The organism is Litorimonas taeanensis (assembly GCF_003634015.1).
In the GTDB taxonomy this organism is placed as follows: domain Bacteria; phylum Pseudomonadota; class Alphaproteobacteria; order Caulobacterales; family Maricaulaceae; genus Litorimonas; species Litorimonas taeanensis.
Genome location: NZ_RBII01000001.1, coordinates 571,344 through 595,832, shown reverse-complemented (window position 1 = coordinate 595,832; position 24,489 = coordinate 571,344). Strand labels below are relative to the sequence as shown.

General features: G+C 47.2%; 25 protein-coding genes. 8 read left to right on the top strand and 17 right to left on the bottom strand.

From position 1 onward, the window contains the following. Nucleotides 1-20: 20 nt before the first annotated feature. The 4 genes from DES40_RS02665 (at nucleotide 21) to DES40_RS02650 (ending at nucleotide 6,091) form a co-directional block, all read left to right on the top strand. The gene (locus tag DES40_RS02665; protein ID WP_121099022.1) at nucleotides 21-2,786 is read left to right on the top strand and encodes a DUF4159 domain-containing protein; all 2,766 of its coding nucleotides are present in this window, start codon (nucleotides 21-23) and stop codon (nucleotides 2,784-2,786) included. Next, nucleotides 2,779-4,872, top strand: a complete 2,094-nt coding sequence (locus DES40_RS02660; RefSeq protein ID WP_121099021.1) for a hypothetical protein — start codon at nucleotides 2,779-2,781, stop codon at nucleotides 4,870-4,872. Before DES40_RS02665 ends, DES40_RS02660 begins: the two co-directional genes overlap by 8 nt. A gap of 73 nt (nucleotides 4,873-4,945) precedes the next feature. Next, the gene (locus DES40_RS02655; RefSeq protein ID WP_121099020.1) at nucleotides 4,946-5,365 is read left to right on the top strand and encodes a hypothetical protein; all 420 of its coding nucleotides are present in this window, start codon (nucleotides 4,946-4,948) and stop codon (nucleotides 5,363-5,365) included. A gap of 96 nt (nucleotides 5,366-5,461) precedes the next feature. Then, entirely contained in the window at nucleotides 5,462-6,091 is a 630-nt protein-coding gene (locus tag DES40_RS02650; RefSeq protein ID WP_121099019.1) for a DUF3313 family protein, read from the top strand. 26 nt (nucleotides 6,092-6,117) lie between these two features. Here DES40_RS02650 and queE read toward each other — a convergent pair whose 3' ends face one another. Further along, the gene (gene queE / locus DES40_RS02645; RefSeq protein ID WP_121099018.1) at nucleotides 6,118-6,759 is read right to left on the bottom strand and encodes a 7-carboxy-7-deazaguanine synthase; all 642 of its coding nucleotides are present in this window, start codon (nucleotides 6,757-6,759) and stop codon (nucleotides 6,118-6,120) included. Then, nucleotides 6,756-7,454, bottom strand: a complete 699-nt coding sequence (queC, locus tag DES40_RS02640) for a 7-cyano-7-deazaguanine synthase QueC (RefSeq protein ID WP_121099017.1) — start codon at nucleotides 7,452-7,454, stop codon at nucleotides 6,756-6,758. Before queC ends, queE begins: the two co-directional genes overlap by 4 nt. Nucleotides 7,455-7,589: 135 nt before the next feature. Here queC and DES40_RS02635 point away from each other — a divergent pair, with 135 nt between their 5' ends. Then, entirely contained in the window at nucleotides 7,590-8,123 is a 534-nt protein-coding gene (locus DES40_RS02635) for a hypothetical protein (RefSeq protein WP_121099016.1), read from the top strand. On the opposite strand, the gene DES40_RS02630 is transcribed toward DES40_RS02635, so the two are convergent. Both DES40_RS02630 and DES40_RS02625 read right to left on the bottom strand, forming a co-directional pair. Further along, on the bottom strand, nucleotides 8,120-9,163 hold the full coding sequence (locus DES40_RS02630) for a Leu/Phe/Val dehydrogenase (RefSeq protein ID WP_121099015.1): 1,044 nt from the start codon (nucleotides 9,161-9,163) through the stop codon (nucleotides 8,120-8,122). The genes DES40_RS02635 and DES40_RS02630 overlap by 4 nt on opposite strands. Nucleotides 9,164-9,271: 108 nt before the next feature. Further along, the gene (locus DES40_RS02625) at nucleotides 9,272-10,255 is read right to left on the bottom strand and encodes a nicotinate-nucleotide--dimethylbenzimidazole phosphoribosyltransferase (RefSeq protein WP_170144849.1); all 984 of its coding nucleotides are present in this window, start codon (nucleotides 10,253-10,255) and stop codon (nucleotides 9,272-9,274) included. A gap of 99 nt (nucleotides 10,256-10,354) precedes the next feature. Here DES40_RS02625 and DES40_RS02620 point away from each other — a divergent pair, with 99 nt between their 5' ends. Beyond that, the gene (locus DES40_RS02620) at nucleotides 10,355-10,900 is read left to right on the top strand and encodes a TIGR02281 family clan AA aspartic protease (protein ID WP_121099013.1); all 546 of its coding nucleotides are present in this window, start codon (nucleotides 10,355-10,357) and stop codon (nucleotides 10,898-10,900) included. Nucleotides 10,901-10,967: 67 nt separating this feature from the next. Here the strand turns inward: DES40_RS02620 and DES40_RS02615 are convergent, their stop codons facing one another. Together DES40_RS02615 and dusA are read right to left on the bottom strand one after the other, a co-directional pair. Then, nucleotides 10,968-11,810 (bottom strand): sulfite exporter TauE/SafE family protein, encoded by an 843-nt coding sequence (locus tag DES40_RS02615; protein WP_121099012.1) that lies wholly within the window; start codon nucleotides 11,808-11,810, stop codon nucleotides 10,968-10,970. A gap of 1 nt (nucleotide 11,811) precedes the next feature. Further along, entirely contained in the window at nucleotides 11,812-12,816 is a 1,005-nt protein-coding gene (gene dusA / locus DES40_RS02610) for a tRNA dihydrouridine(20/20a) synthase DusA (protein ID WP_121099011.1), read from the bottom strand. A gap of 101 nt (nucleotides 12,817-12,917) precedes the next feature. Between dusA and DES40_RS02605 the strand changes: the two genes are divergently transcribed. Then, nucleotides 12,918-14,003, top strand: coding sequence for a site-specific integrase (locus DES40_RS02605; protein WP_121099010.1), 1,086 nt, complete (start codon nucleotides 12,918-12,920; stop codon nucleotides 14,001-14,003). A 51-nt stretch (nucleotides 14,004-14,054) separates the two neighbouring features. Here DES40_RS02605 and DES40_RS13425 read toward each other — a convergent pair whose 3' ends face one another. The 7 genes from DES40_RS13425 to trbF form a co-directional block, all read right to left on the bottom strand. Beyond that, a complete protein-coding gene (locus DES40_RS13425; protein ID WP_121099009.1) occupies nucleotides 14,055-14,321 on the bottom strand; it encodes a helix-turn-helix domain-containing protein in 267 nt (88 codons plus the stop codon). Nucleotides 14,322-14,393: 72 nt separating this feature from the next. Beyond that, nucleotides 14,394-14,711: a DUF736 domain-containing protein gene (locus tag DES40_RS02595; RefSeq protein WP_121099008.1), complete on the bottom strand. Its 318-nt coding sequence runs from the start codon at nucleotides 14,709-14,711 to the stop codon at nucleotides 14,394-14,396. A 32-nt stretch (nucleotides 14,712-14,743) separates the two neighbouring features. Further along, on the bottom strand, nucleotides 14,744-14,968 hold the full coding sequence (locus DES40_RS02590) for a DUF2274 domain-containing protein (protein WP_121099007.1): 225 nt from the start codon (nucleotides 14,966-14,968) through the stop codon (nucleotides 14,744-14,746). Further along, nucleotides 14,965-16,221, bottom strand: a complete 1,257-nt coding sequence (locus tag DES40_RS02585) for a TrbI/VirB10 family protein (RefSeq protein WP_121099006.1) — start codon at nucleotides 16,219-16,221, stop codon at nucleotides 14,965-14,967. Before DES40_RS02585 ends, DES40_RS02590 begins: the two co-directional genes overlap by 4 nt. Beyond that, complete coding sequence (gene trbG, locus DES40_RS02580; protein ID WP_170144847.1) at nucleotides 16,218-17,093, bottom strand: P-type conjugative transfer protein TrbG; 876 nt, start codon at nucleotides 17,091-17,093, stop codon at nucleotides 16,218-16,220. The genes DES40_RS02585 and trbG overlap by 4 nt, the downstream gene beginning before the upstream one ends. Further along, a complete protein-coding gene (locus tag DES40_RS13090; RefSeq protein WP_147405836.1) occupies nucleotides 17,077-17,271 on the bottom strand; it encodes a hypothetical protein in 195 nt (64 codons plus the stop codon). Before DES40_RS13090 ends, trbG begins: the two co-directional genes overlap by 17 nt. After that, nucleotides 17,268-17,969, bottom strand: coding sequence for a conjugal transfer protein TrbF (gene trbF, locus DES40_RS02575; protein ID WP_121099004.1), 702 nt, complete (start codon nucleotides 17,967-17,969; stop codon nucleotides 17,268-17,270). Before trbF ends, DES40_RS13090 begins: the two co-directional genes overlap by 4 nt. Before the next feature lie 58 nt (nucleotides 17,970-18,027). Here trbF and DES40_RS02570 point away from each other — a divergent pair, with 58 nt between their 5' ends. Beyond that, on the top strand, nucleotides 18,028-18,975 hold the full coding sequence (locus tag DES40_RS02570; RefSeq protein ID WP_121099003.1) for a helix-turn-helix domain-containing protein: 948 nt from the start codon (nucleotides 18,028-18,030) through the stop codon (nucleotides 18,973-18,975). Nucleotides 18,976-19,010: 35 nt separating this feature from the next. Here the strand turns inward: DES40_RS02570 and DES40_RS02565 are convergent, their stop codons facing one another. The 4 genes from DES40_RS02565 to DES40_RS02550 form a co-directional block, all read right to left on the bottom strand. Then, nucleotides 19,011-20,306 (bottom strand): NAD(P)/FAD-dependent oxidoreductase, encoded by a 1,296-nt coding sequence (locus DES40_RS02565; RefSeq protein WP_121099002.1) that lies wholly within the window; start codon nucleotides 20,304-20,306, stop codon nucleotides 19,011-19,013. 17 nt (nucleotides 20,307-20,323) lie between these two features. Then, nucleotides 20,324-20,740 (bottom strand): Rid family hydrolase, encoded by a 417-nt coding sequence (locus DES40_RS02560; protein WP_121099001.1) that lies wholly within the window; start codon nucleotides 20,738-20,740, stop codon nucleotides 20,324-20,326. 18 nt (nucleotides 20,741-20,758) lie between these two features. Further along, nucleotides 20,759-21,898 carry a tyramine oxidase subunit B gene (locus tag DES40_RS02555; protein ID WP_121099000.1) on the bottom strand — a complete coding sequence of 380 codons (1,140 nt, stop codon included), beginning with the start codon at nucleotides 21,896-21,898 and terminating at the stop codon, nucleotides 20,759-20,761. 190 nt (nucleotides 21,899-22,088) lie between these two features. Beyond that, nucleotides 22,089-24,479: a TonB-dependent receptor gene (locus tag DES40_RS02550; protein WP_121098999.1), complete on the bottom strand. Its 2,391-nt coding sequence runs from the start codon at nucleotides 24,477-24,479 to the stop codon at nucleotides 22,089-22,091. Nucleotides 24,480-24,489: the final 10 nt, after the last annotated feature.

Sequence of the window (24,489 nt, the reverse complement as noted above, 5' to 3'; positions counted from 1 at the left end):
TTTAAAGGAGTATTGGCATAATGGGCGGTTTTACGTTTCTCGCCCCGTTGGCATTGCTTGGCCTTCTCAGCTTGCCTGTGATTTGGTGGATATTACGGATTGCGCCGCCTACACCCAAGCCTCAAAGTTTTCCTCCATTACAGCTGTTTTCTGAAATAGAGACGGATGAAGAAACCCCCGCTAAAACACCTCTTTGGTTGTTGTTGTTTCGCATTGCAATGGTGGCCTTAATTACCTTCTCATTAGCCGGCCCTATCCTTAAACGCACGGCTGTGGAGACCGAAAATCCTCTTGTTTTATTAGTCGATAATAGCTGGCTCTCAGCTCCTTTCTGGTCAGAAATTCTCAATGAAGCAGAAAATCAATTAAAATCCGCCCGCCGTCGAAATATAGAAGCGGCATTGGTGCTCTCTAACGGCAATGCAGCTCCCGCAAAATTTGCTCCAGCTCAAGAACATTTAGAACACTTAAAAACATTAAAACCTGAAGGCTGGATTGACAACTCCACCTTAACAACAACCATTAATAGTCTGAATTTAAACGGTAAAGATGTCGTCACCCTCTCCTCTGGCCTCTCTTCTTCAGCCCTCTCTCTAGCCCCCTTAGAAGAAGCGGCGCGACAAACGATCTATACATCGGTCGGCGCATCAAATGTGGCCCTCCCCGTGAAAACGCAAGAAACACCCAATGGCTTTGAAACAGTCTGGCGACGCCCGATTGCTAATGCATCTCTGACGGAATTGAGGGTGCAGGCTCTTGGTTCTGACAATTCAGTTTTAGGGCGCGCAGACCTTCAATTTGCTCCAGGCGAGAAAGAAGCAACAGCCCGCTTTGAACTACCCTCTCAGCTTCGAAATCGCGTAGTTCAACTACGTTTAGAAAAATCGAACTCTGCAGGATCTGTGTATTTATTAGATGATGCTTGGGGACGTCCCCTTATCGGACTTTTGTCCGGCGCTGGCGATACTTCTAGCCCGCTCTTATCCGAACCATTTTATGCAAGAACGGCTCTACAACCTTACGCCGATATTTTTGATGGAGATCTAGATAGCTTACTGTCTGTAAATCCAGCTTTGATCATTATGCCAGATAGCCAACGCACAACAGATCAAAAACTGATTGATTACGTTGAAAAAGGCGGAGTATTGGTTCGGTTCGCAGGCCCTAAACTCGCCAAACGCAATGACGTACTCCTACCCGTCGAATTGCGGTCTGGTGGCCGTGCCATTGGCGGCGCCCTAAGTTGGGAAACACCCCAAACTCTTGCCCCTTTTGAAAGCAATAGTCCCTTTTTTGGTTTAGACATCTCAGAAGAAATCACTGTCTCTCGTCAAGTCATGGCGGAACCCGGCATAGAAACAGATACGCGCAGCTGGGCGCGACTTGCTGATGGCTCCCCCATCGTCACGGCTAGCCCTAAAGAGGATGGACTAATCGTCTTGTTTCATGTCACGGCTGGCCCAGAATGGTCTAATCTCGCTCTAAGTGGTCTCTATGTGGACATGCTACGCCGCATACTTCCATTAGCCAAGACACGGTCAAGACAGGTTGAAGAGAATAATGGCGGAGAATGGGTTGCAATTCGCGTCCTAAACGGTTTTGGGCAGTTTGACTCACCAGACGCTAAAGTGAGAACAATTGCTGACGAAGACTTCAATGATACTCACGCCTCATCAAAAACTCCCGCTGGTTTTTATATACAAGGCACTCGCCAAAAAGCGCTTCAAACTTTGTCGAACCCTTCAGAGATAAAAGCTCTGGAGATACCTTCTGGAATGACGGTAAAACGCTATGGCGGTACGAAGTTACAAAGCCTTGCAGGGTTAGGCCTCGCCATAGGTCTTATAGGTCTCGCACTTGATGCTTTGTTTGCTCTCATAATGTCTGGGCGAAAGCCTCGCCTTTGGCCACAAGCCAATAGAGCAATCAGCTTGGCTATCGGTATAGTTTGCACCATAACATTCGCCGTGGACAGCCAAGCGCAAAATGAAAATAAAGCTTTAGAAGCGGCAACAGGGTTACACTTCGCTTATATCCAGACCGATAATGGACGTATCGACCGATTAACAGAAAACGGCCTAGAAAGCCTTGGCAAGCAATTAGATGTACGCACCACAATTGATGTCGTTGGGGTTCACAAAGTCGACCCCGCGATTGATGAGCTATCGTTTTATCCGTTTTTATACTGGGTCATATCTCGGGATGCACAGGCCCCATCAGAAGAAGCCCTCACGGCGCTCAATGCTTATATGGCTTCAGGGGGAACGATAGTCTTTGACACGCGAGACGCCGCAGACCGCGCCGTTACAGGGAATTCCCCTCACCCCGGATTAACCCGGGTCACAGGCGCACTTGATATTCCGCGGTTAAAAACAGTGCCAAGTGACCATGTGTTGACGAAAGCTTTTTACCTCCTTCAATCTTTCCCTGGACGATGGGCAAACGGGCAAGTTTGGGTCGATGCAGCGAGCAACGCTGCTGGGCGGGACGGCGTAAGCCCTGTCATCATCGGCGGTCATGATTGGGCCGCTGCTTGGGCATTAGACGATGAAAACCGCCCCATTATTGACACAGATGAAAGCTTACCTCGCCAAAGAGAGTTCGCGGCGAGATTTGGAGTAAATTTAGCGATGTATACTTTGGCCGGGAATTACAAAGCCGATCAAGTACACACAGCCGAACTGGTCGAACGTCTTGGAAATGAACGTGCGCGCGATGCGGGATTTGATACTTTAGACGAGGCTGAGGAAGATACCACAAGAGAGGAGGTTACAGAAGATGAATGATATTATTAACTCTCTTGCTTTTGACCCGCTCATACCGAATTGGATGACCATCCTTTTAGGGTTTGTCGTCTTTTCCGCTGCATTATTGACGGCGACATCAGGATTAAAAAGCTATTTTTGGCGTTTGCTAGCAGGGATGTTTTTACTACTTGCTGTGCTAAACCCTCAGAAAGTCAACGAAGACAGAACACCTCTAGCTGACACTGTTATTGTCTTGAACGATATATCTCAATCCATGGATGTTGGAAATAGAACTCAGGCTCGACAATCTATCCTAGGCGGGCTGAAAGAAGGGCTCGAGCAAGACACGACTTTAGATGTCGTCCAAATTAATATCAAAGACACAGAAAGCGGGACGAAGTTAGCCCCTGCTCTTGTCGAAGCACTTGGGACTGCGGGAAGCAATCGTATAGCCGGCGTTGTCACCTTATCCGATGGCCAAGTCCATGATAATGTTGAAACATTAAAAACCGTTTTGCCAGAAAACGTACCTTTCCATACCCTAATCATTGGCGACCCCGACGCGAGAGATCGCCGTATCCGCGCAGTCACTGCACCGCGTTTTGGTCTTGTCGGAGAAACTGCCAATTTTGAACTAGAGGTCGATGATCCGGGCCATGAAGGGGAGCGCGCCCTAATTGAAGTGAAGTTAAACGGAACAATTCGCGCTCGCTTTCCTATTGTCATAGGTGACACACTCTCAATTCCTTTAGAAATTGAACGTCGAGGGTCAAATACGGTTGAGATGAATGTCGTGGCCGCAGAAAACGAGTTAACCCTTAACAACAATGTATTTGTCAGTGAAATTTCTGGCATCAGGGACCGTATGCGTGTCCTTTTAATTACAGGCGAACCGCATAGCGGCGGTCGGGCTTGGCGAAACTTGTTAAAGAGCGATGCAGCAATTGATTTGGTACAATTCACAATTTTAACAATGCCGCGCGTTAATGCCACGAATGCGCGCCAAAGTGAGTTATCTCTTATCCAGTTTCCCACGCGGCGTTTGTTTGAAGAAAAGCTCGATGAATTCGACTTGATAATTTTTGATCATTATCGTCGCCGAGCAGGACGCACGCGTACAGGCGGGATGCAGCCTATCATCCCCCCAAATTACTTTAATAATATGATCAGATATGTTGAAAATGGCGGCGCGATGTTGCTCGCAACGGGTCCAGCATTCGCCGAAGATGACAGCTTATTCCGGTCGCCCCTTGCTGGGATTTTACCGACCAGACCCACCGGCGAAGTCTTGGTAGAAAAGTTTCGGCCAACTCTTAACGATAAAGGGCGTCGTCACCCCATCACTCAATCCTTCAAAGGACAAACAGAATCGAGTTGGGGACAATGGTTCAGACTTATCGACAACACACCTGTCTCTGGGAATGTTTTGATGGAAGGTGAGAATGGCGCCCCTCTCTTCGTGATTGATCAGATTGGCGAAGGGCGCATCGCAATGTTGATGTCAGATCAGGCTTGGCTTTGGGCCAAAGGGTTTGATGGCGGCGGCCCTTATCGGGAGATATTTAGACGCACGGCTCATTGGTTAATGGGAGAACCTGATCTCGAAGCCGAAACTTTACGGGCCAATGCCGACGGACAAAACTTAATTATCGAACGACGCAGTTTAACCGATGTTTCTGAACCCGTTTCAGTGATTACACCTTCTGGCGAGAGACGGAGTGTCATTCTCTCTGAAGTATCAGAAGGCTTGTTTAGAGGGCAGCTGCCTGCAGAAGGATTTGGAGCCTATCGATTAGAACAAGGAGACGTCAGTACCATCACGGCAATTGGCACTCTGAACCCGAAAGAATTCGCGGATCTAACCCCTACATCAACGCTCCTTTCAACTATTGCTTCTGAAAGTGGCGGACTTATAAAATCTGTAGGGCTTGGTGATACTCCTCTGCCCACAGTTAGGCGTATTAATTTAACGGAAAAGGCCTCCGGTGAAAACTGGTTAGGTCTGCGGTCCTACGAAGACTATGTTGTGACCCGTAGCCAGAGACAAGCTCTCATTCCAGCTTTGTTATTTTTCCTTCTTTTCTTTATAAGCCTAGCTATAGCGTGGTGGCGCGAAGGGTTATAAAACTAGGCTTAGAGATTAATATTTCTTTTGTGTTCTTAGGCTATGCGTCTCTTATCTCTACAAGGTTACAACCATGCCGACATCTATTCCCCAATCCTTTATACGGGCAAGCGCTATTCTGGCCGCTCTGTCAATTCTAAGCGGATGTATGGTTGCAAAAACGACCGGAAAGGTGGCTGCACTTCCGTTTAAGGGGGCTTATCATACAACTAAGCTCGCAGGAAAAGGGGTCTACGGCACGGGTAAACTCGTTGGAAAAACCACTTTTGCAGCGGGTAAAGGCGTTTATTATATGGGGTCGGTACCTGTAAAAATCACAGACAAAGCCCTTGATACAACGACGAAAGTCTTATCCGTCACCACTAATGTGGTCGACCTCAGCGGGAAAGTGATAACAACATCCCGTCTAATCCAGTCTTATGAATTAGAATCAGAGCTTATGGCTCTAAGGGGCGCAACAAATGTTTTAAGCGTCTTAGTAGACGCGGCTTAGCCCTCCTCTCTTCCCATTTACGTGATGGACTGATGCGCTGCATTGAGCGCATGAGCATTTTGTGTTATGTAATTACGCAGAGCTAAGGAGATTATCATGAAATCAGTGTTCAAAATAAGCGTGTTAACGGTGGCTATAGCGGCGGTTTCAATCTTTTCAACACCTGCCATAGCGGGTTCGGCCTATGAAAGCTCCTTTTCTGCACCACTCACATCACCTGTAAAACTCGACATTCGCCTAAGTGAAGATATGGCCTATCGCGCCGAGAATTTACCTAAAAAGTTATCGGATAGAGGCGGAAGCTCTCGCCTGAATAGTGGTTTTGGAAATAATGGATATTATGGCGAGAAAGACCTGAGCCAGTTGCAAGATAGACTTAGAAAACGCCTGACTGAGCGTTTTGACAAAGCAGGACTTGTCATTGATGAGAATGCATCAATGACATTGGTTGTGACAATTGAGGATGCAAAACCCAATCGCCCAACTTTCAAGCAACTTTCAAAAGAGCCCTCTCTTTCCTTTAAAAGCTTTGGAACAGGCGGTGCAGAGGTCACAGGTGAATTGATTGATGCCGCTGGTAATTCCTTGGGAACAGCTGACTATAGTTGGTTCGAGACTAACATTCGTGACGCACAGTTCGGGAGTACTTGGTCGGACGCACACCGAGCCTTCCGAAGTTTTGCGAAAAAAATTGGCAAAGACCTAGCCCAACAACCTAATATATAAGGCCTGCGCTAATATAGTTACAACCCTTAGGGCACCCCAATATATTTGTGCGTTTGCACACTTAAACGCCATTTCGGGTGCGCTAAACAATACTCAAAGGCGGCCTGAGAATGAGCCGCCTGTTCTGAATCATCAAGAGGTTGTAAACTGAACACCTCAAAGTCTAACTCAACAAAATCTGAAGGTTTATTTTCAATTTGAGGATAAACAAGTTTTAGTTCGTGGCCCGCTCTCTGTACTAAAGGCGCATCTGCTTTTGGACTAACACAAATCCAATCCAACCCCTGTGGCAGTTTTAGCGTACCATTTGTTTCTATTGCGACTTTAAAACCCGCTTCATGAAAAGCTTGGATAAGACTTTCATCCAACTGTAAGGCGGGCTCGCCGCCAGTGCATATTACCCAGGCGTGGGCTTTATCCTCATCAGATTGCGGCCAAAAACTCGCGACATGACGAGCCAATTCTTTGGCATTATCAAAACGCCCTCCTCCAGGCCCATCCGTCCCAATAAAATCAGTATCGCAAAATTGACAAACCGCTTTAGCTCTATCTTTTTCACGGCCAGTCCACAAATTACAGCCTGAGAAACGAAGAAAAACGGCGGTGATCCCAGCCTGCGCGCCCTCCCCCTGTACGGTTAAGTAACATTCTTTAACGGCATAGCTCATGAAGTGAACTCGTTCCATCCTGCGGCGCGTAATTCACAGGCCGGACACTCGCCACAACCAAAGCCCCAGCTGTGCTGGTCTTTATGATTACCTTTGTAACAACTATGCGTTTTTTCGTTAACGAGTGACACCAAGTCATCGCCGCCGAGTGTTTGGCATAAGCCCCACGCTTGCGCCTTTGATAAATGCATAAGCGGTGTGGAAAGGGTCATCGGGCGATCCAGCCCTAACGACAAAGCCTGCATTTGTGCGTCTAAAGTTTCTTTCCGACAGTCAGGATATCCAGAAAAGTCTGCTTCACACATTCCCCCCACTAAATCATTTATACCCCGTCGATAGGCTAGCGCCCCCGCGAAAGTCAGGAACACCAAATTACGTCCGGGGACAAAAGTATTCGGCATACCATCCGCGTTCATTTTGATTTCGACATCTCGAGTCAGGGCTGTTTCGCTCATTTGTCCCAAGACAGAGAGGTCAAGAACATGGTCAGGGCCCAGACGATTTTTCCAGTCAGATTTAAAAGAGGGCATTGTCTGTCTAATCGTTTCACGACAGGTCATTTCAATATCGTGGCGTTGACCATAATGAAAACCCACTGTTTCAACATAGTCATATTTATCCAAGGCCCATGCCAAACACGTGGCGGAATCTTGTCCACCTGAAAACAGTAAAAGTGCTTTTGTCACATCACGCATAATGAGCGCTCCTTAAGCAGTTTCTGCGCCGCAATCTACAAAAACCATCAGACCAAATGTAGTTCAAACAATTTAGATAAATTTAGAAGTCTGGCACGTCATCTGCATTCTCCCTTAATGAAGGGAAAAACTTGCATGCTAAAACGCTATTTGCTCAATAAAGGTTTTAAGAAACGCTATGTCGTTTTTGGGTTATTGGCCTTCGAACTGGCTAGCCTACCTGCAGCCGCGCAGATAATTAGCAAGGCTATATTTCCTGAGAAAGCCGAACCAAAACTCAGCGCCTCTCTTATTCAATCAACACAAAACCAACAGACTTATCTGATATCTAGCAATACGGAATTTTACATCACAGCAGACATAGCTCACTTAAATTACCACGTATCAATTCAACAAAGCGGTGAGCTTAAGGGAGAGATATTTGTTCAATCATCACAAATGCCTGGAGCAGCGTTGTTTTGCTCAAGACCAACAGAAGAAGGTCAAGTTATCTACCCCTCACTAAGAGGCACAATGGTAAAACCTGAAAAAAAGCTCGATGATACCGCAGGATTAAAAGAGGCTGTTCTTTTCAAAATCAGATATAATGGCAATACTCTGCCCCAGATAAAGTTCATGACTGGGCCAGCCGAATTATCCAGCGTTAACAGACACAATTGTTCAGTTTAGGCGCGTTTTAATCGCTCCTCGGCAATTTGATTAGCAACACGCAAAGTCGATATTTTCTGTGCTGTTGATACCTCAAGAATGGTTTTGATTGTTGCCTTTAACCCAACTAATTTTTCTTCAACCCAAGCTTGGTTATACTCTCCAGATACTTCTGCAGCGACATTGATGATGCCGCCAGCATTGAGAACATAATCAGGTAAATAGATTATACCCTTCTCTTCAATTAAAGACATCACACTATCGTCGCGAAGTTGGTTGTTTGCCGCTCCAGCGATTAATTTCGCTTTCATGTCTGGCACCGTCTTTGCGTTCAAAGCTCCGCCTAATGCGCAAGGAGCAAATATATCTGCCTCTTGGGCGTGAATATCGGCAACCCCCACTTTAACGGCCGAAAGCTCAGAAACAGCTTTTGCAATCACTTCTTCATTAATGTCTGCCACCAATAGCTTAGCACCAGCCCTATGTAGTTTCTCACAAAGAGCGTAGCCAACATGGCCAAGTCCTTGAACCGCTACCGTCTTACCTGTAAGATTTTCTGAGCCCCAAATATGCTCAGCTCCGACTTGCAAACCCCTAAAGACACCTTCTGCGGTTATAGGTGAAGGGTCGCCTGAAGCGGCCTCACCCGTTGAAAGCCCAGCAACACATTGGGTCTGAGTGTGAATAACATCCATGTCAGCTGGCGTCACACCAACATCCTCAGCCGTTATATAGCTCCCGCTTAAGCGTTCAATTGCACGTCCATAGGCCGCGAATAAGGCCGTTCGGTCGAATGTACCCTCTGGCTTCATAATGACAGCCTTACCCCCGCCAAGAGGCAACTCAGCCGCCGCATTTTTATAGCTCATCGCCTTTGATAAACGTAACGCATCGGTGACAGCTTCTGCATCTGTATCATAATGCCAAAACCGAGTACCGCCTGCGGCTGGGCCGCGGGCTGTAGAGTGAACAGCAATGATTACCTTCAGACCCGTTTCAGGATCTGAAGCAAAATAGACACCTTCATGATCTGAAAAATCAGGATGGGAGAATATGGACATAAATTCGGCTCTTACCAGTAATGATGTAATCGCTATATCCAATTTTTATGAGAAATACTTGCGTTTATTTCAATAAATGAGGTAGAAAAAACCTTGGTTATTCAAGGATTAAAGCGTCTCTAACCCAGCCGCAGCCGTTTTCAGAACACTCAACGCAAAAGCTCCACCTGTTCCATCACCTATATTGATTCCAAGATCCATAACGGGGGACTTCCCTAATCGATCTAATAAGGCTTGATGGGCGGGTTCAGCTGTCACTTGCGCGGCTATACAGTGATCAAGCGTAGCGGGATTGATTCGGTGCAGGACTGCCGCTGCCGCGCAAACAACATAGCCATCTAAGATGACAGGAATACGTTGATGCCGCGCCGCCAAAATAGCACCTACAGTCCCTGCAATATCACGCCCACCATAATCTCGTAATATTTCCAATGGAGAAGAAGAATCTGATCTATTATGCTGTTTCGCGCCTGCCTCAACAGCCGCAATACGTATCTCAGCTTTATCAACGGCCCCGCCAGCCCAGTAGTCAGCGGCGCCGCCAAACAAAGCACGCGCTATGCCTGCGGCCGATGTTGCAGCGCCATAGCCCGCATTACCGAGCACGATAACATCAGCCCCCTCTGCGACCACTTCCATACCAAAGGCAATTGCCGCGGCGCAGTCTCTTTCACTCAAAGATTTTTCTTTTGTGAAATCATGAGAGGGATATTCAAGGCCAAACTCATAAACTTTATAAGCTGCCCCAAGACTTGAAGCCATACCGCGTACGGCAGCTGTGCCTTCAGTCAATCGACTCACACGCGCTTTAGATTCGGCGATTATATCTCCATCAAACACCTGCTTTGATACGCCATGCGTACCCGCGAATACGGCAATTAACGGGCGTGATAGGCTTGGTGCAGGCTTATCTTGCCAAGCCGCAATCCTCGCCAAATTTGTATTTAGATTGCCTAATGGGGCAAGTGATCCACCTTTGGCTTCAAAGTTTTGTTGCCTCTCTTCCATATCCCCATTTTTCAAAATAGGCATAGAGTCGATTAAAGCCATTATATCATCAAATGGGCGGCTTTTCTCTAAGAGGTTACTCATGAACATTTCCTATTAACCATAAAGGCAGAATCTACGCGCCAACGGCTGCATTATACAAACGTTAAACGCTTCAAAACTCTTTTACGATAGAAGCATAGCATGTTTATGACAGTTACACCCAAATTTTCTATTTCTTCTTTGGCCTTGCAGCGCCTTGCAATCGGTTTTGTCTTAAGCCTTATCGTGGCAGCTTGCGGAACTGAGGCAAAACAGGAAACGGCGACGCCTGCCACAGTGGAAACTGTAAAATCAAAGCCTAAACAAATAAGGTCAGCCTCAGTCGTTACCCTGCGGAAAAACCCTGCCGATGGACAATTTTGGACACAGGCACGCGTGAACACTGGAACGGTTCGTTTCTTAGTCGATACAGGCGCTGGCCTTGTCGCTTTAACTGAAATAGATGCCAAAAAGGCTGGCATTAAGACCCGAAACTTAGAGTATGACGTCCCCATCAGTACGGCAGGCGGCGATAATATGGCGGCACGGATTACTTTAGACCACATATCCGTTGGGGCAATTTCTGTTAAAAATGTGGAGGCGCTAATTGTTCCCAAGGGACTAGATATATCACTTTTGGGAATGACTTATCTTGGTGAATTACAATCCGTTCAAGCCAATAAAAACAGCTTAACCCTTAGATTTTAATATCGCCGATATAGATAAAACAACGATGTCTTAAGCGGGCGTTATTTGAAATAATTGTCTTTGCACATCATAGAAAGAGCGTTTCCCGCGCCATATTCAAAGCCACAGCCAAAAGACAAAAACCAAAGATTCGCTTTAACTTTTTGGCGTCCATTGCGTGCGCTGCTTTGACCCCAACAGGCACCATCAAGGCTGAAACAATCGCAATTATCAAAAAACCTACACCATTCACATAACCCAATGAAAAGAGCGGTCTTCCACTGACGCCCAGACCAGAGATAATGAAACCAATTGTGGCCGGCACTGCGATGGCTAGCCCAAAACCAGACGCCGTACCAATGGCGCGATGTATCGGCACATTACAAAGGCTTAGAAGCGGAACACTCAATGACCCACCTCCAATTCCCATTAAGGCGGACAATCCCCCCACGCCTGAGCCGACAAGAGGCGGCGCAATGCCGCCCGGTACAGTTTTTCTCAAAATAAAATCAGGGCGTCCTAAAATGAATTGGAGAGCCACCAACATAGCCACGATCGCAAATATGAGCGTTAAACTCTCTGCGGACAATTTAGGCGCAATGAACCACGCCGCTATGAAGGAACCAACACCAATCCACAGCGCATAGCTTCTCCAAAGCTGTTTAGGTATGAGGATATCCATGTCTACGGCCCCTCTTGCATGATGCCTTCGAACAGAGCGCGTACTATTAACGATAATGACAGCCGCGCTGGTCGCTACGGCGCAATGCATGGTCACCTCATCCGCAATACCGAGGGCTTTGAAGGTATAATGTAAAGCTGGCACCATAATGGCGCCGCCGCCAATACCAAAAAGCCCAGAAGAAAACCCCGCAATAATCGCAACGCTTATAAGCGACCCAAGCAGAATAAAGACTGTAATAGGCTCCATACTAGGCCACACTTCTTTCCATTGTCTCTATCGCCTCTTCTCTGGCCTGTAGAGCCATTTTCACGACCATAGATGGCAAAGCGTCTGAGACGGCTTTTTCACTTAATGTACGGCGCCAAACTCGCGCCCCTACCTGCCCACTATATAAACCCATTATATGCCGCAATAAGGCCTTAGCCGTCCGATCTTCTGTCTCAACGGACTCTAAGTATTCAACTAGTCGTAAAGCTATGTCGTTACGCGTGACACTATACTCTGAATCATCATAAACGCGGCTATCAATCTCAGTTAACACCCAAGGTGTATGATAGGCAGAGCGGCCCAACATAAAACCATCAAGCCCCACTGATTCCTGTTTAGCCACCGAAATATCGGGCAAGCCACCATTCAATTCAATCTTCAGCTTTGGGAATGCAGACTTCATGTCTCTGACGAGATTATAATCAAGCGGCGGCACCTCGCGGTTCTCTTTTGGGCTCAAACCCTTTAACCACGCTTTCCGGGCATGGATAATAAATGTTTCGCAGCCTGCATCAGAAACAATTTTCAGAAAATCAGGGAGAGTATCCTCAACGACCTGATCATCAATACCAAGGCGGCATTTGACAGTTACCGGAATAGAAACAGCCTTTTGCATAGCCTGAAAACAATCCCCGACTAATTCAGGTTCAGCCATTAAACACGCGCCAAACCTTCCAGATTGAACGCGGTCTGATGGGCAGCCAATATTAATATTAACCCCATCATAGCCAAAACCCTCTCCAATGATCGCAGCCTCAGCCAATTTACTAGGGTTACTTCCGCCTATTTGCAAAATCACGGGGTGTTCAATGTCATTAAAACCCAATAAGCGTTCTCTTGGCCCGTGAATGACTGCATCGGCCACGACCATTTCGGTATACAGCTCTACATGCTTTGACAACTGACGGTGAAACCAACGACAATGTCTATCAGTCCAATCCATCATGGGCGCAACGCTGGCTGTGAACTCTTGATTTTGCTTCATTTTTTGTTATACTTCAAACACTTAGAAAGGACGCGTGTGCACTCAAATTCACTGGAAATCACCCCGATTCTCTGTGGTACTGCACACAAATTGCACACAAAATGGCAACTATAGTAAAACTCAAATCAGGTAACTACCGCGTACAGATTAGACGCAAGGGACAGTATGCGTCAAAAACCTTTTCAAGAAAATCTGACGCAGTCTCTTGGTCACTAGAAGCGGACAGACGAACAGATCAAGGGACGAATATTATTGCGCCTAAAGTTTCTGGCTTCACAACTTTCGGGCAACTGATAGACTTGCATATTGCAGACATGATTGAGGTCAACAAACCCCTAGGTCGATCCAAAGAGTTTGCCTTGAGAATGCTGAAGAAAAACTTAGGCAGGACAAAACTATCGAGACTAAAAAGAGCGACGATTTTAGAGTATGGACAAAAGCGCGCTAAAGAAGGTGCTGGCCCGGCAACACTCGCCGCGGATATTTCTTACATTCATACCATTATAATTCATGCTGCTGCAGTCCATGGCGTTGAAATCACAACTCAAGAAGTTGACCTTGCCCGAGTCGCTTTGAGACGCTTAGGCCTAATTGGCCGTAGCAATGAACGAGATAGACGACCAACCCAGAAAGAATTGGATCGCCTCATAAGATATTTTGAGAATTTCAGCACCACAAACATCCCAATAGCCCGAATTATCAAGTTCGCAATTGCTACAGGTATGCGACAAAGCGAAATTTGCCGTATTACATGGGAAGACCTCGATGCCGGAACTCGCTGCATCATAGTAAGGGACCGAAAGGACCCTAGGAACAAGTACGGAAACCATCAACGCGTCCCCCTTCTTGGCTTAACGGGATATGATGCATGGGCTCTTCTCGAAGAGCAAAAATTTGAGTCCCGCGCAACAGGCCGGATATTTCCTTACAACAATAAGACTATCGGTACATACTATCGCCGTGGTCGTGACAAATTGGGCATCGTAGACTTGAGATTTCATGATTTCCGTCACGAAGCCACTAGTCGCCTTTTCGAAGCAGGGTTAAGTATTGAAAAAGTTGCATTAGTAACAGGACACAAAGACTGGAAAATGCTCAAACGCTATACCCATTTGGATCCCGCCATAGTTTTTGCGGATTATCGACCACGACAAGTCAGTCCTCTCGCTTCAGTAAAGCCTCTATAAAAAAGAGCCCCCTAAGGCTCAACTTTATTTTTGTTTTGAGAGGTCAAAGAACTATGCGAACAAATTATGAGTTTCTACCTCAGGCTCCCTCATCGTCTTCTTTGTAAGACCTGACCATTTGGCTAATTCATCGATATGATAAAGTACTCTGCGGCCATGCTTGTGAAAACAAGGCCCCCTGCCCGCTGACCTCATATTGTTTAAAGTTCGTGGATTAAGGCGTAAATACTCTGCAGCATCAGCTACAGTTTTATAAGGGCTATCGATTGGACGATGCCGATTTTTTGGTTGCGGCAAACCTTCAAGTTCTCGTTCCATACTTTAACTCCTATTACCTCATTGTGTGGTGCTCGTTTAAGTGCGCACCAAATCAATTATTTTCTCTCAGGATTATGCCTTTGGGCGAGACCAAACAAGGTCAGCGCCGTCTTCACGGTGAAACAATGCCGCATTTATAGGCTTTGTCATTTCAGGGCCATCCAGCTTCACGCTGATATACTCCAGCGGATCGGTATCGTCTTGCGGCTCTGTGACATCGTTCCATGCCACGCCAAGGTCACAGCGGCCGGACTTCACAAAATAGTCGGGGCTGTTTTCCGTTTTCTTCTTTTCATTCGCGACAAAGCGAACCTTCTTGTTTGTCATGAGTGTTGCGATCGTGCCCTCAAAGCCCGTCGCAGTCGGTTTGAATGTTCCGATTGTAGCCATAGCGTTTTCTCCTGTGCTTGACGTGGTGGAAATTAGGCCAGCTCTCGCTTAGCCTTTTTGAACCCCGCATCACTGGCCAGAAAACTGGCGAGCATTGACGGGATAAGCGCTGTTATGTCGGCCTTTTCGCCGTAAGCCTTTTCATAAACTTTGGCGTAGGCTTCCAAATCAGCTTCCAAGTACGGCATCACAGAGATTGTGTGCTTGGTTGGCTTGGTATCGGGAAGTTTTTGTAATTTGATCTTAGGATGGCTCATGGTCTTGCTCCGTAAGGTTTGAGAATAAGGTCGCGCGAGACAATGACGTTAAACCGCCAGCCTTGGCGCACTTTAAGTGTCGGCTGGACATTGAGGTTACGGTCAATAATCCGCTGCCCGGCAATGTTGGCCGTGTCTTGCCCTGCATTCTGCAAGGCACGCGTCAGACGGTCCCCATCATCACTGGCAAGCTCTGACCCAATTGAAAGTAGAGATGACAACGCCGCGCCTTTGATGAATTGCCACGTATGCTTATCGACCTTGTCTTTCAGACCTGCAAAACCCTGGCTGTCTGAGCTCGGCAAATTATCAAGCTGAATGCTATCGCCATTAGGCAGTATCAGCCGCGTCCAAACGACGAGCGCGCGGCTCTGTCCAAAGGCGATGACACTATCATAGCGCCCCATCAACCGAGAGCCTTGCGGGATAAGCAGATGCTGTCCTGTCACGGTGTCATAGACGTTCTCGGTCACTTGGCCGATGACCTGGCCCGGCAAGTCTGAATTTAGCCCTGTGACCAGTGAGGCCGGAATGATGTTGCCTGCCATGACCTGATAGGGCGAGCGCGGCGATACGAGGCCGTGGGAGTTATAAATACCGTCAGTATCACGCTCTAAGAAAGCCTGCTTATCGATTTGACCATTGGGGTCACTCTGTCCGCCGCTCAAATCAAACCCTGATGGCAGCCCAGGATAATCCGGCATTTGCGGCGCAGGAAACCCAAGATTTTGACTGAGTTGATCAACGGGACCAGAACTTTGGTATTGCTCGACCTGACCACCTAAAGCTTTACGGCCTACATTAAAGAATAGGCTCTGGGTCTTCGGCTGTTGGGTCGGTGGATTATAAACAGGTGTGGCAGGCTGATATGATGGTTGCGGCGGCGCGCTATATAATGCGCGCTTTTGGGGTCGCGGATTTAATGCCGTTTCGGCTATATGAGGATTTGGAATAGTTTGGCCTTTCGGCAGATAAACCTCTCCAAGATCACCCGGCAAAGGCGGCCCTAATGTGGGCTTCATTTCTTCATAGGTCTTGGGCAGCAATTCGAGCCCCGCAGCCATGGGCTTGTGGGTGACGTTGTACAGCTCTTCCGCTTTCTCATCATGCACAGGCGATTGAAGTGCCATTGCTAAAGCTCTGAACATCACGGCGCCTAAGACTGCTGCTCCGCCCAATACCGCCTTGCGGCTAAAGCGGCGCACAGCGCGAGGCCGTGCCCGAATGGTTAAGTTTGGAGGCGTATCACTCATGATGCGCGCTCGATACGAACGACAGTTTGCTTCTTTTCGCCGAGGCGCAATTCAGCGGCGTCGAATAAGCGGTCAACAACGTAATAGCCGTCTCTAACGCGGTAATTGACGAGCTTACTAATACTGCCTTTGCTATCTGTAACAAATAAGGGCGGAGCTTCGGATACGGCTAGCCCTTCAGGAAACTCAATGAAAACCTTTGAACCATCATCGAAGACGCGCGTTGGCCGCCAATGCGGCGTATCGCCTTTGATTACATAATCAAAACGCAGTTCATCAGGACTTAGCTTGGCATCCACCCGCTCATAACTCGCCTTGGTCACGCGGGGTGTTTTCGGTGAGCTTTTGCGAATGTTTTGAATAGCGTTGTGCGGATAGCGCCAAGAGACCGCCGCCATATAGGTGTCCGCAAATGACTTCAGATCCAAATAATAAGTGCGCCGCGTCGAAGTGATGATAGCATTGGTAGAGAGATTGGCCGCCATGGGCTTAACCAAAATATGAACCTGCTCATTCACGCCGCTCCCCGAAACCGTATCTCCAACTGTCCAGCGTTCGGTGTCGCCTGCTGAGACTGTGATAAGCCCTTCGCCCTTTTCCAGAGCAATATCTGTAATCTGCGTTGGCGATGTATAGACCTGATAGAGCGATCCCGGAGTATAGGGGTAAAGCTGAATAGCGTTGAGATAATTGTCTGTTGTTGGCTTCACGATGGCCGCATCATTGGCATAGCTCACTGCTTGAAACCCTGACAGCGACGGCCCGCTATCAAAGAGCTCCACATCAAGAGGCATAGGCTTCATTTGACCGTTCATAATCAAAGTCGGCATTGTATGCTCTGTATAACTCTCAGCCTCAGCCAAAGACGTCATATGTTTCCGTTGGTTCAGGTAGATAAAGCGCCTTGGACATCTCATCCGGTGTGGTCACGCTCCCTGATTTAAGGTCGCCCCAAGCCCCTTTAAGACTTGCGCAGCCTGATAGGCTGATAGCGCCAACCAAAATTGATGCGGTCATCATTTGGCGCGGTATGTTTGATGGCTGTCTCATTGGGAGCCTCCTGTTGCGTTGAGGTCTTTTGACCAGTGAAGTCCGTGGACATAGAGACCGAGCGGATTGCGGTGCAGCGTCTCTGCGTCCGTTGGAGCTTTCGTAATAATTGAAAGACTCGCCGTATAAGTTTGGACACTGAGCTGCGCGCCATTACGGAAAGACTTTTCACGCCAGCGCACTTCAAAACTGTCCTCTGAGGAACGCACGATGCTTGTTACATCCACTGTGACGCTGCGCTGCCCAATGTCCGCGAAAGGGTCATTCTCATTGGCATAGCTATTCAGCGTAAGTGCGGCTTGATCCGTGGCGTAATTATAGGCGTTCAGCCAATTATCGCGTAGAACAACGGGATCAATTGAGACGGACCGGACATTGGTTATGAAGCGTGACAATTGATGCGCAATCTGGGCATCTGACGGCTTAAAATTTGTTTGCGCCGGGCCTGAGGCTTTAACCGCGCCCGTTTCGTCCACTTCAACAACCCACGGCACAATACTCGCTTGCGCGCTTTGATATATCAGACCGCTTGTAGACAGCGCTGCTAATCCCATTGCGCCGCAAAAGGCCAAGCACCATCTGTTTCCGCGCGCATTGGCGCGGCCTAATCGGCGGTCCTCTTTTTGTCCCGCACGTTGATAAGGCGTTTCAGGTATAGGTGTTTTCCCAAATCTGGATTGGCTACGTTTCCATTTCATCGTCTTGTTATAGACGCTGTATTTTTAGCCCTAATAACAATAACTTGGCCAATTAACATTGAACTCAAATACCTTAAATTCGAAAGACGAAGTAACTGATCAATGGTCAAAAAGAGTCGAAAATGATTTTTGGATTGTTGCTCTTGAACCCTATGCCCCAACGTCGTTTGATTTAAACATTGAAAAGCGAAATTCTGGAAGTTACGTGCTGTTTCATATTCTTGTCGATGCACATAAATTAATCCGAGCCCATGAGCATATCTTACGAAGTGAAATAACTGATTTACTGATAATTTATATTTGTCAGGGAGAATGCGATGTCCATTATGGCGGAAAGTCGTTCGGTCTCGCCCAAACAGACATATGCGTTGTAAATGGATGGGAATCTTATATCTTAGACTTTGATTGTTTTGCAGAAATGCTTGTATTTCGAATGCCTATCAGCGCGTTTGAAACGCGCGGAAAGGAAAACTCGGATAAAATTACTTTTCGTCCTATTTCAACACAAACGGGCTTAGCCCAAATCGCGGCTATGACTTTAGAAGAGGCACATAAACAGTTAGGCGATATTCCCCATAATCAAGATAGGATGCTATTTAATAATTTAGCATCAACACTCTGTGCGGGCCTTCAAAATAGCTCGAGTAAAGATGAGGAGCGCTCAAACTATTACGAAGCTCTCATTAGAAAGATCAGGCGGTATATTGAGGACAACATCGAAGACGAAACCCTCAATGCCGAGATTATCGCCAATTCACACAACATTAGTGTGCGGTATTTGAACAAGATATTCGAAGCTGAACCAGATACAGCTATTCAGTATATTCGGTCTTTAAGACTACGTTTATTTGCACAAAGGCTGATAAGTGATAAATTGAACCTAACCGTCAAGGAAATTGTTTTTAGTTGCGGGTTTTCGGACTATGCTCATTTTCACCGTACTTTTATAAAACATTTTCAATGCACGCCAAATGAATACCGCAACAGATTCACTAGTGTGCTTTAAAAAGATACACAATCCTCCAATTAGGAAAGACAAACTTAGAAGCGAGTAAATTTATATGGCGAAGGGTCCACTAAGGGGTCGGTATTCATGACGAGATCGGCAGCCAACTGACCGGCGGCTGGCGCAGTTCCAAAACCATGGCCTGAAAATCCGCTTGCCAATGTTAACCCTGGAAGAGCTGCGATGCGGTCCATGACAGGTTCGCCATCAGGGGTCATATCAATCAAGCCAGCCCATGACGCGCTGATTTCAGCTTTCTCAAAAATTGGCCAAGCCTTGCACAAGTTCGTCATTGCCTCCTCCAACACGCCGTGATTAACGGGCGGGTTCTGAGAGCGCTTCATTTCAAAAGGTGACCTCTTATCGCCTTTCCAGCGGTTGGGATAAGCCAATTCTTCAAAGAAGAAAGAGTTCAATTCAGGACGAACAAGCCCCTTATTTGCTTTGAGAGCCGGAATATATTTTAGTCCCAACTTTATATGATCGGGCGTTAGAGGCGCGTTCATTGCGCCGCGCTGCATGATCGTGTAGCCGCCGTCAGAGCGCTTACGGAATGAAAAGTTTGATGCTCCCACAGCAATATCAGTGGGCCCATCAAAGGGCTTTGTTCGGAAGACAGAGCCCAGTAATTGTAAGATTGGGAGTTTGACTTTGTGATTTGCCAGAAAGCGCCTTGACCAAAGTCCGCCAGCCAATAGCACTTGATCGCATTTGATTTCACCGCGCTCGGTTATCACGCCGGAGACTTTACCGCCCGTCAAAGACAGCATACGCGCGGCGCAATTCTCAACGATGATTGCCCCTTTCGCCAGCGCAGCTTTTGCAATGGCCGTAGAGGCTAAGGTTGGCTCGGCATATCCATCTGCGGGATCATAAAGGCCGCCAGCCCAATCAACCGAAGACCCTGGAACCATATTTCTAATTTCACCAGATGAGACCAAACGGGAAGGAATGTCCAATCCACTTACGCTCTCAAGCCATCTTTCATAAGGTTCAAGGGCCGCCTCATCTTTTGCGACATACATAATCCCAGCTTGGCGGTAGCCTACACTCATACCCGTACGTTGTGGTAATTCTGCCCAGAACTGTTCTGCGTGTTTGGCAAGCGGCATGTCTTTGGCTGAACGAAGAGTTTTCCTTATCCAGCCTAAATTTCGAGACGATTGCTCGGATGCAATACGGCCCTTTTCCAACACCACAACAGGAACTCCGCGCTCCGCCAAGTTGAGGGCAGCGACTAGCCCCACAATTCCTCCGCCAATGACAACGACTGTTGTTTCATTTGGGTAGTCAGCTGACGTTTCTACCGGAGATATAATGGGGGTTGCCATAGGATGCTTATGTCTCGTTAGATATCAATTGTCTCTACGGTGCGTTTCGACGCACCGATTATAGCTGTCGCTTCCATTTCGAACTTATAATAAGGCGCGGCCAAAGGAGAGCACGTCATTGTACAGCAAGGGTCAATCCCTCTGAAAGTAGCCCCCAAGACTTCAGCCGCCACTTTCAAGTCATCACTATTTGGCGCATAAGCCCGATAAGCGACAATATCTTCAAGACAAGAACCAACGGCCTTTAAAGACCGTTCTATCGTCGCAATCGTGTTCTCAGCTTGCTCTTTAAAACTCTCCGGCATCTCGCCGGTTTCAGGATCGCGTCCAGCTGTATTTGACACGAAGACCATATTGTCGACGGCAACTACGCGAGAATAGCCGACAATGTCTTCCATCTTCGCGCCGGATTTTACTTTTTTAATAACGCTCATGGTTACCCCTTCATTGGCCTATCTAAGAACTGGCACGTCCCAAAGATTGAGTTTCACGCCAATGCCTTTCTCAATCGCATTGCGGTAAACATAAGTTCCCCAAGCCACGTCTTCGACGGGCATGCCGCCAACAGAGAGCATAATGATTTCCTCGTCATTTTGACGGCCAGGTGACGCGCCACCGCAAACTTCAGTGAGATCTTCAAGGTCGCTACGCTTCATTTTTCCTTCTTCAATCATATCCATAAACTTTATACCAATGAGCGGGATAATATTATGTGCAGGGTGAGGAACTTCTTCGAACCAAGCTTCATAAAGACCGTAATTATCAACAAATTTGCGAACTTCCGGCGCATTCATATCATCGTCAAAATTAGCGAGAGCTGGGTCTGCGATAAAGGCTCCTGGAGAGAGCCACTCACGTTTAATCATAGGGTAAGTTGAAGGATCTCCTTCCTGCCCTGAACTACAATAGCCGATCACGTCTGCGCCTCTGCAAAGCTCTTCATCGGAAGTGACCGTTGTGATATCTTTGATTTGTGGGTAGGTTTCTTTTACCCAATCAATAAACAAGGCCAAACTTTTTGCGCCACGACCTTTGACACGCAGCGTATCGATTTTTGGACAAGCCGCGATGAAAGCTGCCAAGGTCGTTTTACCCATAACGCCAGGCCCGAGTATAGCCGCGACGCGAGAATCTTTCTTGGCTAAGTAACGTGCTCCGACACCCGGCACAGCGCCCGTACGATAAGCCGATAAAAGGTTCGCTGACATGAACGCCAATGGTGCGCCCGTATCCGTATCCGTCAGAGTAAACATCAGGATTGAGCGCGGTAAGCCCTTTTCTCGATTAGCAATATTAGAGCCATACCATTTGCAGCCGGACGTTCCAAAATTTCCACCAAGATAGGCCGGCATCGCCATAAGGCGGCGGTCTGCGGTTGGTTTTGGCATGTTTGGATGGGGGGAGTCCGCAGGGAACTGTATCATCGCGCCATGAGAATTATTGTTCGCCCCAGGCATCCTGTAATCTTCAATATGCAAGAGCTTGAACATTTCATCCATCGCCTCAACACAAGCAGGCATATCATCAACACCCGCCTTGATCATGTCTTGCTCTGAAAGGTAAATAAAATCTATTTTCGTAGAATTTGTCATAGTATTCTCCCCATTCTTGATGGTTTAACCTGTTCTCTAACCGTCAAGAATGACGCCTTAAGTGCGTATTATATTCAATGTTAAGCGATTAGGTGGCACCCTATTGAAGGGTTCAGCATTCCAATTCGCTTGTTAACTGTGCGCGGAAACAGCGGCTCCGCGCACAACCAAAACTGAACCAAGCGCCATCTTAGAATTTGGCAATTAAACCAACGCCATATTCACGAGGGCGGCCGTAAAACTCTTGTTGGAAACCTGCGGCGTCGGCAAAATTAAAGCTATAAACGCGATACTCTTTATCCGTGAGATTTTTCCCAAATATGTAGAGTTCCATGTTCTCATCCGCGCCGAAAGCATAGCCAGCGCGCGCATCGAAAAGCGTATAGGCATCTTCTTGGTTTGTATTTTGCAAATTAAAGAAATGGTTTCCTTGATGATTAAAGCTCACCTGAAGACTGCCAACACCACTGCCGATTTTGGTTTCGTAACGCGCGATACCATTTGCAGTAAATTCGGGCGCAAGAACTGTCGATACGTCCTGAATAGACACTACAGAACCATCACCCTGCCGCACACCGACTTGATCAACACTTGTATCAACATAGCTCGCGCCGAGCTGCACAGTAAATCCGTCCGTCAAGGTCGCTCCTATTTCAGCTTCACCGCCATAGAATGTGGCGTCTGAGTTTTGGATAAACTGAGATAGGCCCGCAAACGTCAAAGCCTGATAGTTCTTATAGTCATAGTAGAAAGCACTGACATTGGCGCGCACATTACCGCCTGCCGATGTCCATTTAACGCCGCCTTCATAGGAAGTCAGTTTTTCTGCGTCATAAGCAATATCCTGAACAGTCACACCATCGGTGAAGTCAAGAAATCCAGCATTAAAACCCCCACTCTTAAACCCTTGAGCGACCTTGGCATATAACAATGTCCCGTCTTCGAGTGTGTAGTTCAAGCCAATAGTGCCTGAAAAATCATCATCATCTATTTGATTAAGGTCACCGACTTCATCAAATTCGAAAGTAAACAAATTGATGGAGCCGCCACCCGATGAAAAGTCGAAAAAGCTGGGAGCCTCCAAAAAGGTTCCAAAGAAGGTATTAATTATACCGCCGCCTAGAGGCCCATCTGCGAATTGATTTACATATTCGATATCCCGGCTTTCATTTGAATATCTTCCGCCCACGACGAGTTGGAGCTTGTCAGACAAATCATATTCAACGTTCCCGAAGACTGAGATAGAGTCGGTATTTTGAGTGTAGTCAATATCATAGGTCAAAAAACGAACGAGATCATCGGGAGCAAAATCAGCGAAGGATGTGCCATGGAAACCCAAGATATCTGCCGTTGGTAATCCTGTCGGATCACCTACATCGGTTAAAAACTGCAAGAACTCTGCGAAGCCTGGACCTCTATCATTGATGTCGAGATCAAGTTGACCATCGACGGTGGTGTTAATGTAATACGCGCCGGCTACCCAACTCAGAGGGCCTGTGTCTCCAGAGAGTCTGAATTCATTAGAAAACTGCGAGCTTTGCGACTGGAAGGTTGGCACAAGGCCGCGAAACGGTCCCGTATCTGCTTCTTCAGCATGAAACTTATCAACTTCTCTATAGGCGGCGATATTTGTCAGCTGAATGCCGCCAATATCCCAATCTAAATTAGCCGATGCGCCCCAGGCTTCGATTTCCAGCGAGATATCATCATTGTCATAATCTCCGGCAAAATTATCGCCGTCCGTATCTTCATAACGAAAACGATCAGGACCAAATTCCGGCCCCTCGACCCCAACACCGATTGGAAAGCCAAGACTCGTATGTTGGTAATAAGGCGCTCGGGTATCAGCGTTTGAGTAATCTAGTTTAAATTCAAGATTAGCGTTTTCTTCAATATCGAAATCAACAATACCTCGAACTGTATAACTTCCATTCTCATTGGAGTCATTACCTATACGGTTTTCGACATAACCATCGGAATTACTCAACTTACCGGCAATTCTATAATGCCCTGCATCAGAAATTGGACCACCAAAACCACCTTCAAGCTCTATCGAGTTGAATCTGCCATATTGAGCACGAATGTCAGCCTCGAATTCATCGCCGCCACGTTTCGAAATAAAATGCAGCAAGCCGCCAGTGGCATTGCGTCCATAAAGCGTACCCTGAGGACCTCTAAGAACCTCGACACGATCAACGTCAAATAGCTGGAATGTCAGGCCCGGGAGCGCCGCGTTATACACCTCATCGGTGTAAACGGCGATTGGCCCCTCATTATTGTCATTAAAGTCATTCAGACCGACGCCTCGGAGTGTGAATGACGGGTTATTGCCCTCACCTACCGGTGTGCCAACATTCAAACCCGGTGTCTGCGCCGCAAGACTAACACTATTCTCAAGACCTAATTTTTGAATTGCCTCACCTGTATAGGCTGTCACAGATACAGCTGTTTCTTGTAAATTTGTAGATTTTTTCGTGGCCGTAACAACAATTTCATCGGTCAATTGCGCGTAAGCCGTTGTTCCTGAGGAAGCATAAGATAGAGCTAGTAATGAAATGCCGAGTTTGAATGTTTTGGTCATTAAGTATACC